The organism is Paracidovorax valerianellae (assembly GCF_900102625.1).
GTDB classification, from domain to species: domain Bacteria; phylum Pseudomonadota; class Gammaproteobacteria; order Burkholderiales; family Burkholderiaceae_C; genus Paracidovorax; species Paracidovorax valerianellae.
Window position 1 is genome coordinate 18668 of record NZ_FMZC01000010.1, and the last position, 13959, is coordinate 32626.

Genomic DNA, 13959 nt, shown 5'->3' on the forward strand with positions numbered 1-13959 from the left:
GGCCCGCTTTTTATGGGGTCAACGCGGATCAGGCCCGGATCAGGCGCGTGTTCGTGGCCGACCGCAGCGAAGCCGTGGGCGCTGGTGCCGGCGCGTGGCGCTCGGCGGCCAGCAGCGTGGCCTCGCTCAGCTGGAACACGGCCAGCGCTTCGCGCAACACCGCCACCTGCGAAGCCATGGCCGACGTGGCGGCGCTGGCTTCTTCCACCATGGCGGCGTTCTGCTGCGTCATCTCGTCCATTTGCGAGACGGCGCGGTTCACCTCTTCGATGCCGGCGGTCTGCTGCACGTTGGCGGAGGCGATGCCTTCCATCAGGCCCGAGATGCGGTGCACCGACTCGACCACTTCGCCCATCGTCTTGCCGGCTTTTTCGACCAGTTCGGAGCCGGTGTGCACTTCGTTCACCGATTCGCTGATGAGCGTCTTGATCTCCTTGGCGGCGGCCGCGCTGCGCTGGGCGAGCCCGCGCACTTCGGAGGCCACCACTGCGAAGCCGCGGCCCTGTTCGCCGGCCCGGGCCGCTTCCACCGCGGCATTGAGCGCGAGGATGTTGGTCTGGAAGGCGATGCCGTCGATCACGCCGATGATCTCGTTGATCTTGCGCGAGCTGGCGCTGATGGACCGCATGGTCTCCACCACCTGGTTGACGACCTGGCCGCCTTGCACGGCGGTCTGGGCGGTGCTGGAGACGTATTGCGCCGCCTGGCGGGCGTTGTCGGCGTTCTGGCGCACGGTGGCGGTCAGTTCTTCCATGCTGGAGGCGGTCTGCTGCAGCGACGAGGCTTGCTGCTCGGTGCGGCGGGACAGGTCGCCATTGCCCTGGGCGATTTCGCTCGCGGCGTGGTCGATGGTGCTGGTGGCCTGCTGGATGCGGTGCAGGATGCTGGCGAGCCGGTCGCGCATGAAGCCGATGGCGTACATCAGGCTGTGCTCGTCGTTGGCGCGCAGGGGAATGTCCGCCTGCAGGTCGCCGTCGGCCATGCGCATCGCGGCGCCGGCCGCGGCGCGGGGTTCGCCGCCCACGGAGCGTTCGATGTCACGCACCACCAGACCGGTGAGCGCCGAGATCACCAGCCCCAGCAGCGCGAGCAGCCCGATGGCGCGGTACAGCGAGGAGCGGAAGGCCTGTTCGATGTCGTCCACGTAGTCACCGGCCACCAGGTCCCAGTTCCAGGGCTTGAAGCGCACCACGTAACCGATCTTGGGGCTGGGCGCGTCGCTGCCCGGGCGCGGCCACCAGTATTCGAGGAACCCGCGGCCCTTGGCCGAAGCGCCCGTGGCGGCGATGTTCACGTACAGCAGGTTGCCCTTGGCATCCTTGAAGCCGATCATGTTCTTGCCGTTCAGCTCGGCCTTGATGGGGTGCATGGCCATGATGGAGTCGGCCCCGATCACGGTCACGTAGCCGTCCTTGCCGTAGCGCTGCGAGGCCACGCGCGCCAGGGCGGCGCTGCGGGCTTCTTCCTGGCTCATCTTGCCGGCCTGGGCCTGCTTTTCGTAGTCGCTGATCACCGTGAGGGCCATGTCGGTGATGTCTGCCAGCGCCGATTGGCGGGAGTCGTACTGGATCTGCCGCGTCTGCCACGCGTTCACGAAGGTCAGCGCCAGAAGCCCCAGCAGCGCGAGGACCAGCGGAAGCCACAGCTTCTGCCGCAAGGTCAGTTTTTTCATGGAGGGGTCCTTTCAGGAAGGCGTAACAGAAAGTGTTGGAGTCCAGCGAAGTATGGCCGTGAAAACAGGTTGTAAGCCAGTCGGCAAGCCACGCTGTCGGCTGTTAGCAACGGTTTGATACATATGCAAGTTACGTGCGCGATGCGTACCTGAAGGGCGCGTGCGGTGCGCAAAAAGGTTGCTGCGTTGAGCCTTTCCGCACCGCGCAATCCTTGAACAAACTCAAGGGACCGTTTCGGTTCCGGGGCTGAGTTCGCGCCCCAAGGTTTCCGGCAGTGCCAGGGCCGCGATGATGACGAGCCCATGGCAGATCGCCGTGATCCAGCCGATGGTCTGACCCAGCGGCATCGTGTTGCTGAGCGTGCCGACCAGGGCCGGGCAGATGGGGCGGGCCGATGGCGCGGCCGAAGTGGTAGCAAAACCCCTGGCCCGAGCCTCGCACATCGCTGGGAAACGTGCTTTGGGCTGTTGTGGTGAGCGCGGGGCTGAAGGGCTGGCCGGACGGTGTGCGTCAGCCGGTAACCAGGTCGCGGTTGAGCAGGTCGGTTACCAGCATGTGCCCTGGCGCATGGGTGATGCAGAACGCCGGCCGCGCTGCGGCGATGGCGGCCTGCGGGGTGACGCCGCAGGCCCAGAACACCGGAATCTCATCAGGCCGAACGTCCACCGCATCGCCGTAGTCTGGCCTGGAGAGATCGCGGATGCCGATGAGCGACGGGTCGCCCAGGTGCACCGGGGCGCCGTGCACCTGGGGCAGGCGCGAGGTGATCTGCACGGCGCGGATCGCGTCCGCCGCGGGCATGGGGCGCATGGAGACCACGAGCGGGCCGCGAAACACGCCGCTGGGTTCGGTGGCGCGGTCGGTGCGGTACATGGCCACGTTGCGTCCTTCGTCCACATGGCGCAGGCGAATGCCTTCGGCCAGCAGCGCGTGCTCGAACGAGAACGAGCACCCGAGGGCGAAGGTCACCAGATCGTCGCGCCAATGGGCGTGCAGGTCGATGGGGGCATCGATCTGCACGCCGTCGCGCCACACGGCGTAGCGCGATACGTCGGTGCGCAGGTCGATGTCGTGCCCCAGCGCGGGCAAAGCGAACGATCCCGGCTCGCTGATGCCCAGCACGGGGCAGGCGCGGGGGTTGCGTTCGCAGTAGCGCTGAAAGTCGGTGGCCAGCGCCTCGGGAAGGATCACCAGGTTGACCTGCACGTACTCGCTGGCCAGGCCGCTCGTGTGGTCCACGAAATGCCCGGTGCGGATGGCAGCGCGCACTTCGCTGGCGCTGGAGCGGGCGGTCAGCCGGTGTGCCGTGTCGGGGGAGGGAGAGAAAGCGTGGGACGGCATGGTGGTGAAGCCCGTTTCGGCGGGCCTTACGGTGGTTGCAATGCCGCGGATTCTGGAAGCCGGACGCGTTGGAATCCAACGCAAAATTCTGAAGGAAGCTCATCGAAAAAATCGATGACGACCCATGAATTTTCAATAAGGCGAAATTGGTGCCGAGGCCATCCGGGCTTTCCCGGAGTGCCTTGCACCGGGCGAGTGCATTCAGCCCGGCGTGCGCTTTTTCCGGGCAGGTTTTGCGTTCGCGACGTACGCCTGGGCGGATTCGAGCACCGATTCGGTGATTCCGGAGCCCGGGTCTTCGCGGTAGCTGGCATGGATCGGCAGGTCCGCCAAGGTGCACGAGGCCCGCAGAATGTGCAGCGGTATGCGATGCGAGAGCCTTTGCGTCACCGCGCGGGGCAAAACGGCGATGCCGAACCCTGCTTCGATCAGCTGCAGCATGGCCGAAATGGATGAAATCGCGTGGATTCGCGGCACGGCCACGTCCGATTCCTGGAACAACTGCAGCAGCGCCTGGTGCGGGTGGGAGCCCCGTTGGAAGGTGATCAGGTCATGCTGCGCCAGCCGCTGCAGGTCGTAGCGCCCGGCGGCGTGCAGGCTCTTGTGACCGACGAACACCAGTTCCAGCGAAGGCATGAGCCGGGTGCGCACGGCGGTGTCGGTGGCCGGGAGTGAGGTGAAAACCAGGTCCTGCGCCCCGCGCCGCACCTGGTCCACCAGCACGGGCGATGTTTCCACGGTGAGCTCCAGCTCGAAGTCGGGGCGGGCCTTGCGCACCTCTTGCAGCCAGCCCGTGAGCCAGGTGTGCACCACCGATTCGATGGCGCCGATGCGCAGCGCGACCGGTGCGTGCGGGCTGGTGCCCAGTTCTTCCTTGACCTGGCGCTGCAGCTCCAGCAGGCGCACCGCAAGCAGTTGAAACCGCTGGCCCGCCGCCGTCAGCCGAAAGACGCGCTCGCGCCGGTCCAGCAGGATCACGCCCAATTCGTCTTCCAGCGCGGCGATGCGGCTGGACAAGGCCGATTGCGTGATGTGCAGCTTTTCCGCTGCCCGCGTGATGCTCTTGAGGGACGCTGCCCAATGGAATGCTTCGACGAACCGCAGATTCATGCGCGGATTGTCGCCGCGGGGCGGGCAGGTGCGGCGGGTCGATTGGTCAGCCCATCGATGCCGCGCGGCACGGCGCGAACATGTCGTTCGACTTTTCGTACACGCTGGTCTGCACGTCCATCAGCCCCAGGATGGAGTGAAAATAGTTGTCGTGCGAGATGCGCCGATCGCTCAGGTCCTTTTGCAGGCAGGCGGTCGATGTGCCGGTGCGCGACTGCATGGCCGGCGATAGCCAGGTGATCCACGGCACGTGCTTTTGCACGTCCGGCGCGATGCTGTACGGCATGCCGTGCAGATAGAGGTTGTTCTCGCCCAGCGATTCGCCATGGTCGGCCACGTACATCATGGCGGTCTGCTCGGTGCCGGAACGGGCTGCAAGCCATTGCAGCGTGGCGTTCAGGAAATGGTCGGTCGAGACGATGCTGTTGTCGTAGGCGTTCACCACCTCCTGGCGCTGGCATTCCTGCAAGGCCGAGGTGCGGCATTCGGGCTGGAAAGGCTTTTGCGACGGCAGCGAGCGCTTGAAGTACGCCGGCCCGTGGCTGCCCATCTGGTGCAACACCACCACCGTGCCGCGCGCACGCTGCTCGGCGGGCAGTGCGGCGATGCGGGCGTCGAGGCCCTTGAGCATGATGTCGTCCAGGCATTCCTTGCCATCGGCGCACCATTCGGGATCGTTCGGCTTGGCGGAGGTACTGGCTTCGGCCACGCGGTCGCACACGCCTTTGCAGCCCGATTGGTTGTCCACCCACAGCACGGCAAGGCCTGCGTGCTGCAGTACGTCGAGCAGCCCTTCGGACCGGGTATGGCGTGCTTCGAACGCTGTGCGCCCCAGGTTGGAAAACATGCACGGCACCGAAGCCGCCGTGCTGGTGCCGCAGGACCATGCATTGCGGGCGCTCACGAGGTCGGTGCGAGCCGACAGTTCGGGCGTCGTCGGGCGGGCGTAGCCGTTGAGCCCGAAGTTGCCGCTGCGGCCCGTCTCGCCCAGCACGAGCACCAGCAGCGGTGGCTTGGCCTGGCCCGCATAGGTGGCGCCGAGCTTGGCATCGCGGCCCAGCGGCATCATCGGGCCGGCGTCCTGGCGCAAAGGCCGGGCTGCGGCGTTGCCCACGGCATAGAGGCTGTTGAGCGGGTTGATCAGGTAGCGCAACTGCGTGTGGTTGCGCATGGCGGACGAAAAGTCCTGGAACACCACGAACACCGATCCGCCGACCAAAGCTAGCGAACCCACCAGCAGCAAGGCGTGAAAGGCGATCTGCCGGGTCCAGCGCAGCGGCTTGATGGGCGTGCGCGCCAGCCACCAGAGGGCGGGCCCTGCCAGCGCCACTACGGTGAGTGGCAAGCGCCAGTCGAGCAGGTCGGCGGCTTCGTGGGGATCGGTCTGCAGCACGTTGGTCACCATGCCGGTGTCGATCACGATGCCGTAGGCCGTCATGAAATACGTGCCGAAGGCGGCGGCCAGCACGGCGATGGACAGCACCGGCTTGGTAAGGCGGCCCCAGGCCAGCAGGCCGAGCACGGCGGCATTGGCGGCCGCTACCGCCGACATGAACATCAGCAAGAACGCCCAAGCGCGTGCGCCGCCCGATTCGTGCAGCCCCATCACCGCCTGCCACAGGTGCACATTGCACACGGTCGCCAGCCAGAGGCTGACCACAGCGATGACTGCAGCGGGATGCCAGGGCCGCCGCGTGGGAGCGAAGGGCCGGGCGGTTGGGGCGCGTTGGCGGGTAAGAACCCGCAACGGTGGCTGCAAGATGTCAGGCATGGCGCGGATTCTTTGCCGCGTGCCTTAAGTCAAGATTAAGAGGCTCTTTTGGCGCCCGCCCGGTGGCGCGGGGCCCCCAGCCCGCGCTGCGTCAGCCGTTCAAAACGCTGGCGTGGTGCGCCAGATGGTCGTCCATGAAAGTCTGGATGAAGTAGTAGCCGTGGTCGTATCCCTCGTGCCGGCGCAGGGTGAGCGGCTGGCCGATGGCCTGGCAGGCGGCTTCGAAATGCTGTGGGTGCAGCTGCTCGGCCAGAAACTTGTCGCCCAGCCCCTGGTCGATCAGGATGCCGGCCGGGTAGGGCGCAAGCGGCTGGTTCTCCATGAGCACGGTGGCGTCGTGCTCACCCCAGGCCGTGCGGTCCGCACCCAGATAGCCGGTGAACGCCTTTTCGCCCCAAGGGCATTGCGTGGGCGCGCAGATGGGGGCGAAGGCCGATAGCGATTTGAACAGGCCGGGATGGCGCAGCGCCAGCGTCAGTGCGCCATGTCCGCCCATCGAGTGGCCGAAGATGCCCAGCCGCTCCCGGTCGATCGGCAGATGCTGGCCGAGCAGGGGCAGCAGCTCCTGCACCAGATAGCTTTCCATGCGCCAGTGGGTGTTCCACGGCGCCTGCGTGGCGTCGAGGTAAAAGCCTGCGCCGATGCCGAAGTCCCAACAGGCCGTGGCACCCGGCAACGCTCGCACCGTGGCTCCGCGCGGGCTGGTGTCGGGTGCGATCAACGCCAGGCCCAGTTCGGCGGCCCGGCGCTGAGCGCCTGCCTTCACCGGAAAGGTTTCTTCATTGCACGTCAGCCCGGCCAGGTACAGCAGCGCGGGCACCGGCCCCTGTGCGGCCTGCGGTGGCAGGTACACCGAGAACTTCATCGGCAGGCCGATTTCGGTGGACTCGTGTTCGTAAAAGCGCTGCACGCCGCCGAAGCTGTGGTGTTCCGACGGGGTTTTGAAAGGTGAGGTCATGGGGTTAACGGATAGAAAGTTGCGCGTTGACCAGTTCGAGCACTGCGTCGGCGAAAACCTGGGGCGCCTCCTGCGGCAGGTTGTGCCCCGCGCCGGGCACCCAGCGGTGCGAGCGCAGCCCGGCGAACTTCGCGGCGTGTGCCGAAGCGTCAGCCGGCGGGCGGACCCCGTCGTCCAAACCATCGAACGTGATGGCGGGCACGCGAATGGCGGGCTGCACCGCCAGGCGGTTCTCGATCTCGGCGAACGCTGGGTCGCCCGTGACCAGGCCGAAGCGGTGGCGGTACGAGTGGATCACCACGTCCACGAAGTCGGGGTTGTCGAAGGCTGCGGCGCTGCGCTCGAAAGTGGCGTCGTCGAACTTCCAGGTCGGCGACCACAGTTGCCACAGCAGCCGGGTGAGCGCACGCCGGTCCTTCGCCAGCCCGGCCTGGCCGCGCGCGCTGTGAAAGTAGTACTGGTACCAGAGGCTGTGCTCGTTGGCCGGCGTGTCGGGCTCCATGGCCCGGGCGATGTCCTGGATGTTGTAGCTGTTGAGCGAAACGAGCCCGGCACACCGCTCGGGCCACAGCGCCGCGACCACGCAGGCTGCGCGCCCGCCCCAGTCGTAGCCCGCCAGCACCGCGCGGTCGATGGCCAGCGCATCCAGCAGCGCGAGCAGGTCGCCGCCCAGCGCCGCCTGTTCGCCCGAGCGCGGCGTGGCATCGCTCAAAAAGCGCGTCGGCCCGTAGCCCCGCAGAAAGGGCACCACCACGCGGCAGCCCTGCGCGGCCAGCATGGGCGCGACCTCGGCATAGGCGTGGATGTCGTAGGGAAAGCCGTGCATCAGCAGCACGGGCGGCCCATCGGCCGGGCCGGCCTCGAAGTACGCGACTTCGAGCACGCCGGCCTCGATCCGGCGCAGGGGTTCCATGCGGTCCATGGCGGGCACCTTTTTGCGCTACCGGGCCACGGTCAGTAGATGACCACGCCGCGAATCGATTCGCCGCGCTTCATCAGATCGAAGCCGTGGTTGATGTCGGCCAGCGGCATGGTGTGGGTGATCAGGCTGTCGATGTCGATCTTGCCCTCCATGTACCAGTCCACGATCTTGGGCACGTCGGTGCGGCCGCGGGCGCCGCCGAAGGCCGAGCCTTCCCACTTGCGGCCGGTGACGAGTTGGAACGGGCGCGTGCTGATCTCGGCACCGGCCTCGGCCACGCCGATGATGATGCTGCGGCCCCAGCCCTTGTGCGTGCATTCCAGCGCCTGGCGCATCACCTTGGTGTTGCCGATGCATTCGAAGGAATAGTCCGCGCCGCCGTCGGTCAGCTGCACGATGGCGTCCACGACGTTTTCCACCTCGTTCGGGTTGATGAAGTGCGTCATGCCGAACTGGCGCGCCATTTCCTGGCGGGCAGGGTTGATGTCCACGCCGATGATCTTGTCGGCGCCCACCATCTTGGCGCCCTGGATCACGTTCAGGCCGATGCCGCCCAGGCCGAACACCACCACGTTGGCGCCGGCCTCCACCTTGGCGGTGAACAGCACGGCGCCGATGCCGGTCGTCACGCCGCAGCCGATGTAGCAGACCTTGTCGAAGGGCGCGTCTTCGCGGATCTTGGCCAGGGAGATTTCAGGCGCCACCGTGTAGTTGCTGAACGTGCTGGTGCCCATGTAATGGAAGATCGGCTGGCCGTCGATGCTGAAGCGGCTGGTGGCATCGGGCATCAGGCCCTTGCCCTGCGTGCCGCGGATCAGCTGGCACAGGTTGGTCTTGCGCGAGAGGCAGAACTTGCACTGGCGGCATTCGGGCGTGTACAGCGGAATGACGTGGTCGCCCTTCTTGAGCGTGGTCACGCCCGGGCCCACGTCCACCACGATGCCCGCGCCTTCGTGGCCCAGGATGGCGGGGAAGATGCCTTCCGGATCGGCGCCCGACAGCGTGTAGTAATCGGTGTGGCAGATGCCGGTGGCCTTGATCTCGACGAGCACTTCGCCGAACTTGGGGCCCTGCAGGTCCACGGTTTCGATGGTGAGGGGTTCACCGGCTTTCCAGGCGACGGCGGCTTGGGTTTTCATGGGGTAGGGCTCCTGTCAGTGGTTGGTTCGGTAGGGTCGCAAGGGCGGGTTATCGCAAATGGTCTCGCCCGCCGGCCCGGCACGCCCTGCATCGGGCGGCCCGCAGCAGGCTTTCTAGCAGATGCCGCCGTTGGGCTGTCGGCCCGCCCTCTCGGCGCGATGGCCAATGGCCCGGCGAGCGCGGCGACAATCGCAGCGCGCGCCTTGCCGGCGGTGGGTCGATGCCAATGTAGAAGCGAATGGCCCGTGCCGCGACCATCCGGCGCCAAGCGCACCATGTTTGGCCGCCCTGCCGGCCATCTTGGCCGCAGGAGCGGGCCGGGCGGCCTGCAGGCCGTCGCCGTTTTCTCCCTTCTTGTCCTTGAACCCCGCTGCCATGCCCGTTCCGCATTCCGTCGATATCGTCGTCTACCCCGGCTTCAAGGCCCTGGAGGCGGTCGGGCCCATGTCGGTGTTCGACTATGCCAACGTGCATCTGGCGCGGCGCGGGCAGCCGGCGGGGTATGCCGTTTCGGTGGCAGCGCAGGCCCTGGGCGATGTGCCGTCGGACACCGCCATGTCGCTGCGCGCCACGCGCCAACTGGGGCAGGGGGCCGATCCCCACATCGCGCTGATCGTGGGCTCGCGCGACATCGAAACCGCCTTGGCATCGTCTCCCGGCATCGTCGCCTGGGCGGCGCAAACCGCCCCGCGCGTGCGGCACATGGTGGCGCTGTGCTCCGGCAGTTTCTTTCTCGGGGCGGCCGGCTTGCTGGACGGGGCGCGGGCGGCCACCCACTGGAGCGTCGCCGATCTGCTGCAGCGCCGCTTTCCCGCGGTGCAGGTGGATGCCGATGCGATCTATGTGCGCAGCGGCAACCTGTGGACCTCCGCCGGGGTGACGGCGGGCATGGACCTCGCGCTCGCCCTGGTCGAGGAAGACTTCGGGCGCACCCTGGCGCTGGAGGTGGCCCGCGATCTGGTCATGTACCTCAAGCGGCCGGGCGGGCAGTCGCAGTTCAGCATGCACCTGGCCAGCCAGGGCACGCGCCACCCGGGCATTCGTGAAGTGCAGGCTTGGATTCTTTCTCACCTGGCAGAGCCCTTGCCATTGCAGGAACTGGCGTCGCGTGCGGCGATGAGCGAACGCAATTTCCGCCGCGTCTTTTTGCACGAGAGTGGGCAGAGCCCTTCGGATTTCATCGAGACGGCGCGGCTGGAAGGCGCGCGGCGCCTGCTGGAGGAAGAGAACGGCTTGCCCCTTAAAACCGTAGCGGCGCGTGTGGGCTTTCGGTCGGACGAACCGCTGCGCAGGCTCTTCCTGCGCCGACTGGGAGTGACCCCACAGGCCTACCGCGAGCGTTTCGGCGGACCGGGCTGAAGGCACGTGTATGGCCGTGGGTTGCCATCGGCTCTGGCGAAAAAAGGCATGATGCAAGGCTGAGCAGGGCCCGCGACCCATGGATGGCCGCACCTGTTCCCACGACGAGGCCACCCAGCGAGCGATTCAAAGGTTTTTTCAATGCATACCGTCCCCGGCCCAGCGGCCGCAGGCACCGAACCTGCGGACAGCCGCCCCGACGCGAGAGCGATCAACGATTTCGACTGGTCTCTGACCCCCCTTGGCAACATCGAGCACTGGCCGCAGCCCGTTCGTGCGGCCTTGGCCCAGTGGATCGGCAATGAGGCGGTTTCTCCGCTGCCGGACGGCGACATCCGCAACCGCCAGATCCTGGACAGTGCCATCGACTACGCCATCGTCGCGTTCGATCTGCAAGGCAAAGTGACGCGCTGGAATGAAGGCGCCCGCCGCGTGCTCGGCTGGACCGAGCTGGAAATGCTGGGCCGCGACGCCGCCCGCATCTTCACCCCCGAAGACCGCGCCGCGCACCGCATGGAAATCGAAATGCAGGCCGCGCTCACGCGGGGCGTGGGCACCGACGAGCGGTGGCATGTGCGCAAGTCCGGCGAGCGCTTCTGGGCGAACGGCGAAATGACCCCGATCCGTGATGCGGACGGCCAGCCCATCGGTTTCGTGAAGGTGCTGCGCGACCGCACCGAGCAACACCGCGCGGCCGAGGCGCTGCGCCAATCCGAAGAGCGCCTGCACCGCGCGCAGAAGGCAGGGGGCGTGGGCACGTTCTCGCTGGAACTGTCCACCGACCTGCTGTACGGCACCCGGGAGTTCTACCGAATCTTCGGCGTGCCGGAGGCCGAGAGCGTTCCCGCCAAGGCGCTGGAAGCCTTGGTGCTGCCCGAAGATGCACAGGTGCGTTCCGCACGCGAGACGCGCAGCACCGAGTCGGCCCCGCTGGATGTCGAATACCGCATCCGCCGGGCCAGCGATGGCGCGTTGCGCTGGATTGCCCGCAAGGCCGAATTCGAACGGGGCCCGGACGGCGCCATCGCCCGCATGGTCGGCGTGGTGCAGGACGTGACCGAACGCAAGGCCGCGCTGCAGGCCGTCAAAGACAGCGCGGCGGAGTTCCGCACCTTTGCCCAGTCGCTGCCGAACCACGTGTGGACGGCGCGCAGCGACGGCCAACTGGACTGGTTCAACGACCGGGTGTACGAATACACCGGCGTGGCCGCTGGTTCGCTCGACGGAGGCCATTGGGGCGGCGTCGTGCATGCCGACGACTTGCCCGCTGCGGTGGCACTCTGGGAGGCCAGCGTGGCCTCGGGCGAGCAATACGAAACCGAATACCGCATCCGGCGCGCAGACGGCGCGATGCGCTGGCACCTGGTGCGTGCGCTGCCGCTGCGAACCGGCAGCGGCACGGTCAGCCGGTGGATCGGCACCAACACCGACATCCATGAGCAAAAGCTGGTGCAGGCGGAGAGCGTTCGTGACCGCGACCGGCTCTGGAAGCTGTCGCGCGAACTCATGCTGGTGTGTGACTTCCAGGGCCTGATCGCCGCCGTGAATCCTGCCGCCACCCGGCTCCTGGGCTGGGAGCAGGCACAGATGGCGGGGCGCACGGTGGGCGAATTCATCCACCCCGAAGACGCGGAAGCGATGGCCGCCGAATTGGGCAAGCTGGCCCGCGGCGTGACCACGCTGGTGTTCGAGAACCGCTGGCGCAAGGACGACGGCAGCTACCGCCTGCTCAGCTGGACGGCCGTGCCTGAAGAAGGGTTCATCCACGCGGTGGCGCGCGACGTCACCCGCGAACGCACCGCCGAAGAGGCCCTGCGCCAGTCGCAAAAGCTGGAGGCCATCGGCCAGCTCACCGGCGGCGTGGCGCACGATTTCAACAACGTGCTGGCGGTGATCCGCACGTCCATCGACCTGCTGCGGCGCGTGCAGCTGTCGGACGACCGTCGCCACCGGTTCATGGAGTCCATCTCCAACGCGGTCACGCGCGCGACCAAGCTCACGGGCCAGCTGCTGGCGTTCGCCCGGCGCCAGGCCCTGCAGCCGACGGTGTTCGACGCGGGGCAGAACACCCGAGCGGTGAGCGACATGATCAGCAGCCTGGCGGGCGCGCGCATCGAGATCGAGCTGAACCTGGCGGAAACCGCCTGCTTCGTGCATGCGGACCCGAGCCAGTTCGACACCGCGCTGGTGAATCTGGCCGTGAACGCCCGCGATGCGATGAAGGGCAGCGGCAAGCTGACCATCGAAGTGCGGGCCGTGCCGGAAATTCCCGCCCTGCAATCGCAACCCGCCGTGCCCGGAAAGTTCGTGGCGGTGTCCATCCTGGACAGCGGCACCGGCATTGCGCCGGAGCACCTCAACCAGATCTTCGAGCCGTTCTTCACCACCAAGGGTGTGGGCCATGGCACGGGTCTGGGCCTGTCGCAGGTGTTCGGCTTCGCCAAGCAGTCCGGTGGGGACATCCGCGTGGAAAGCACCGTGGGCGAGGGCAGCCGTTTCACGCTGTACCTGCCCCGCGCCGCGCGCCCCGGCCACAGCCAGGAAGCCGCCGAGGGCGATGACCGGCTGGCCCTGGGCAAGGGCGGCTGCGTGCTGGTCGTGGAAGACAACGCCGAGGTGTCCGCCTCGGTCGAGCAGACCCTGCACGAACTGGGCTACACCACCGTGGTGACCTCCAGCGGCGAAAAGGCGCTGGAAGCCTTGAAGGCCGGCCCCGGCCGTTTCGTGGCCGTGTTTTCGGATGTCGTCATGGCCGGCATGAGCGGCATCGAACTGGGGCGCGAGATTCGCCAGCGCTACGGTGCCCTGCCCATCGTGCTTTCCAGCGGCTACAGCTACGTGCTGGCGCAAAGCCCCGACCACGGCTTCACCTTGCTGCCCAAGCCCTATTCGCTGGATGAATTGGCGCAGGTCTTGTACGACAGCATCCACCGCAGCGGCGCCCCGGCCAGGCCCCGGCGCCGGAAAGTGCCAACGCCGGTGCTGCCTTCGGCCGCGGCCGACGCGGCGCAGACGGAAATGCTGCGCCAGGCCGAACTCGAGTCCATGCGCATTCTGGACACCGAGGAAGAAGCCGCCTTCGACGAATTCGCCCGGCTGGCCGCCAGCTTCTGCCAGACACCGATCGCCCTCGTCTCCCTGGTGGACACCGATCGGCAATGGTTCAAGGCCAAGGTGGGGATCGCGGCCCGCGAAACGCCACGCGAGCATTCGTTCTGCGCCCATGCCATTCAGGAGCCGGAAAGCGTGATGATCGTGTGCGACACCTCGCGTGACGAGCGCTTTGCCAACAATGCGTTGGTGACGGGCGAGCCCAACATCAAGTTCTACGCAGGCGCACCGCTCATCACATCGACCGGCCAGGCGCTGGGCACCCTTTGCGTGATCGACCGTGTGCCGCGCGAATTGGAAACCCGGCAGGTGGAAGTGCTTCAGTTTCTGGCGGCGCAGTTGGTCGAGCGGCTCGAAGCGCGCCGGGCGAGCCTGCTGGACGCGCATTCCTCGACCGGGAAGGCGTAGCAGCGCCATTCCGCTCCGAAAGCGAATTGCGGAGCGGGGCAACGCAGGCGGGTGGGAGGGTGATTTGGCACGCAGCCTTGACGCTGCGCGTCAGACAGCGCCTACCCCATCCAGCCCGCACTTCCGACGCGCCGCACGGATTCCCAAGCGCCCAATGGCAGCCCAG

Annotated in this window: 9 protein-coding genes and 1 pseudogene; 2 read left to right on the forward strand and 8 right to left on the reverse strand. The window is 67.2% G+C overall.

Annotation, left to right across the window (positions count from 1 at the left end; all coding sequences use genetic code 11):
• Positions 1 to 28: 28 nt before the first annotated feature.
• The 8 genes and pseudogenes from BLT03_RS15280 to BLT03_RS15315 form a co-directional block, all read right to left on the reverse strand.
• Positions 29 to 1672 carry a methyl-accepting chemotaxis protein gene (locus BLT03_RS15280; RefSeq protein WP_092744636.1) on the reverse strand — a complete coding sequence of 548 codons (1644 nt, stop codon included), beginning with the start codon at positions 1670 to 1672 and terminating at the stop codon, positions 29 to 31.
• 222 nt (positions 1673 to 1894) lie between these two features.
• Positions 1895 to 2126, reverse strand: a pseudogene (locus BLT03_RS15285) (MFS transporter); the annotation flags it as partial.
• A 57-nt stretch (positions 2127 to 2183) separates the two neighbouring features.
• On the reverse strand, positions 2184 to 3014 hold the full coding sequence (locus tag BLT03_RS15290; RefSeq protein ID WP_092744637.1) for a putative hydro-lyase: 831 nt from the start codon (positions 3012 to 3014) through the stop codon (positions 2184 to 2186).
• Positions 3015 to 3215: 201 nt separating this feature from the next.
• On the reverse strand, positions 3216 to 4124 hold the full coding sequence (locus BLT03_RS15295) for a LysR family transcriptional regulator (RefSeq protein WP_092744638.1): 909 nt from the start codon (positions 4122 to 4124) through the stop codon (positions 3216 to 3218).
• Between the two features lie 46 nt (positions 4125 to 4170).
• Positions 4171 to 5895, reverse strand: a complete 1725-nt coding sequence (locus tag BLT03_RS15300; RefSeq protein WP_092744639.1) for a phosphoethanolamine transferase — start codon at positions 5893 to 5895, stop codon at positions 4171 to 4173.
• 91 nt (positions 5896 to 5986) lie between these two features.
• Complete coding sequence (gene fghA / locus BLT03_RS15305) at positions 5987 to 6853, reverse strand: S-formylglutathione hydrolase (RefSeq protein ID WP_092744640.1); 867 nt, start codon at positions 6851 to 6853, stop codon at positions 5987 to 5989.
• 4 nt (positions 6854 to 6857) lie between these two features.
• Complete coding sequence (locus tag BLT03_RS15310) at positions 6858 to 7775, reverse strand: alpha/beta fold hydrolase (RefSeq protein ID WP_092744773.1); 918 nt, start codon at positions 7773 to 7775, stop codon at positions 6858 to 6860.
• A 32-nt stretch (positions 7776 to 7807) separates the two neighbouring features.
• Positions 7808 to 8914, reverse strand: coding sequence for an S-(hydroxymethyl)glutathione dehydrogenase/class III alcohol dehydrogenase (locus BLT03_RS15315; protein WP_092744641.1), 1107 nt, complete (start codon positions 8912 to 8914; stop codon positions 7808 to 7810).
• Between the two features lie 376 nt (positions 8915 to 9290).
• On the opposite strand from BLT03_RS15315, the gene BLT03_RS15320 reads away from it, so the two are divergent.
• Both BLT03_RS15320 and BLT03_RS15325 read left to right on the forward strand, forming a co-directional pair.
• The gene (locus BLT03_RS15320) at positions 9291 to 10274 is read left to right on the forward strand and encodes a GlxA family transcriptional regulator (protein ID WP_092744642.1); all 984 of its coding nucleotides are present in this window, start codon (positions 9291 to 9293) and stop codon (positions 10272 to 10274) included.
• A gap of 141 nt (positions 10275 to 10415) precedes the next feature.
• Positions 10416 to 13793: a PAS domain S-box protein gene (locus BLT03_RS15325; RefSeq protein ID WP_092744643.1), complete on the forward strand. Its 3378-nt coding sequence runs from the start codon at positions 10416 to 10418 to the stop codon at positions 13791 to 13793.
• Positions 13794 to 13959 lie beyond the last annotated feature (166 nt).

Coding starts and splice junctions, on each gene's coding strand:
- BLT03_RS15315 (WP_092744641.1), bottom strand. CDS start 8,914: ATGAAAACCCAAGCCGCCGTCGCCTGGAAAGCCGGTGAACCCCTCACC.
- BLT03_RS15295 (WP_092744638.1), bottom strand. CDS start 4,124: ATGAATCTGCGGTTCGTCGAAGCATTCCATTGGGCAGCGTCCCTCAAG.
- fghA (WP_092744640.1), bottom strand. CDS start 6,853: ATGACCTCACCTTTCAAAACCCCGTCGGAACACCACAGCTTCGGCGGC.
- BLT03_RS15320 (WP_092744642.1), top strand. CDS start 9,291: ATGCCCGTTCCGCATTCCGTCGATATCGTCGTCTACCCCGGCTTCAAG.
- BLT03_RS15290 (WP_092744637.1), bottom strand. CDS start 3,014: ATGCCGTCCCACGCTTTCTCTCCCTCCCCCGACACGGCACACCGGCTG.
- BLT03_RS15300 (WP_092744639.1), bottom strand. CDS start 5,895: ATGCCTGACATCTTGCAGCCACCGTTGCGGGTTCTTACCCGCCAACGC.
- BLT03_RS15325 (WP_092744643.1), top strand. CDS start 10,416: ATGCATACCGTCCCCGGCCCAGCGGCCGCAGGCACCGAACCTGCGGAC.
- BLT03_RS15310 (WP_092744773.1), bottom strand. CDS start 7,775: ATGGACCGCATGGAACCCCTGCGCCGGATCGAGGCCGGCGTGCTCGAA.
- BLT03_RS15280 (WP_092744636.1), bottom strand. CDS start 1,672: ATGAAAAAACTGACCTTGCGGCAGAAGCTGTGGCTTCCGCTGGTCCTC.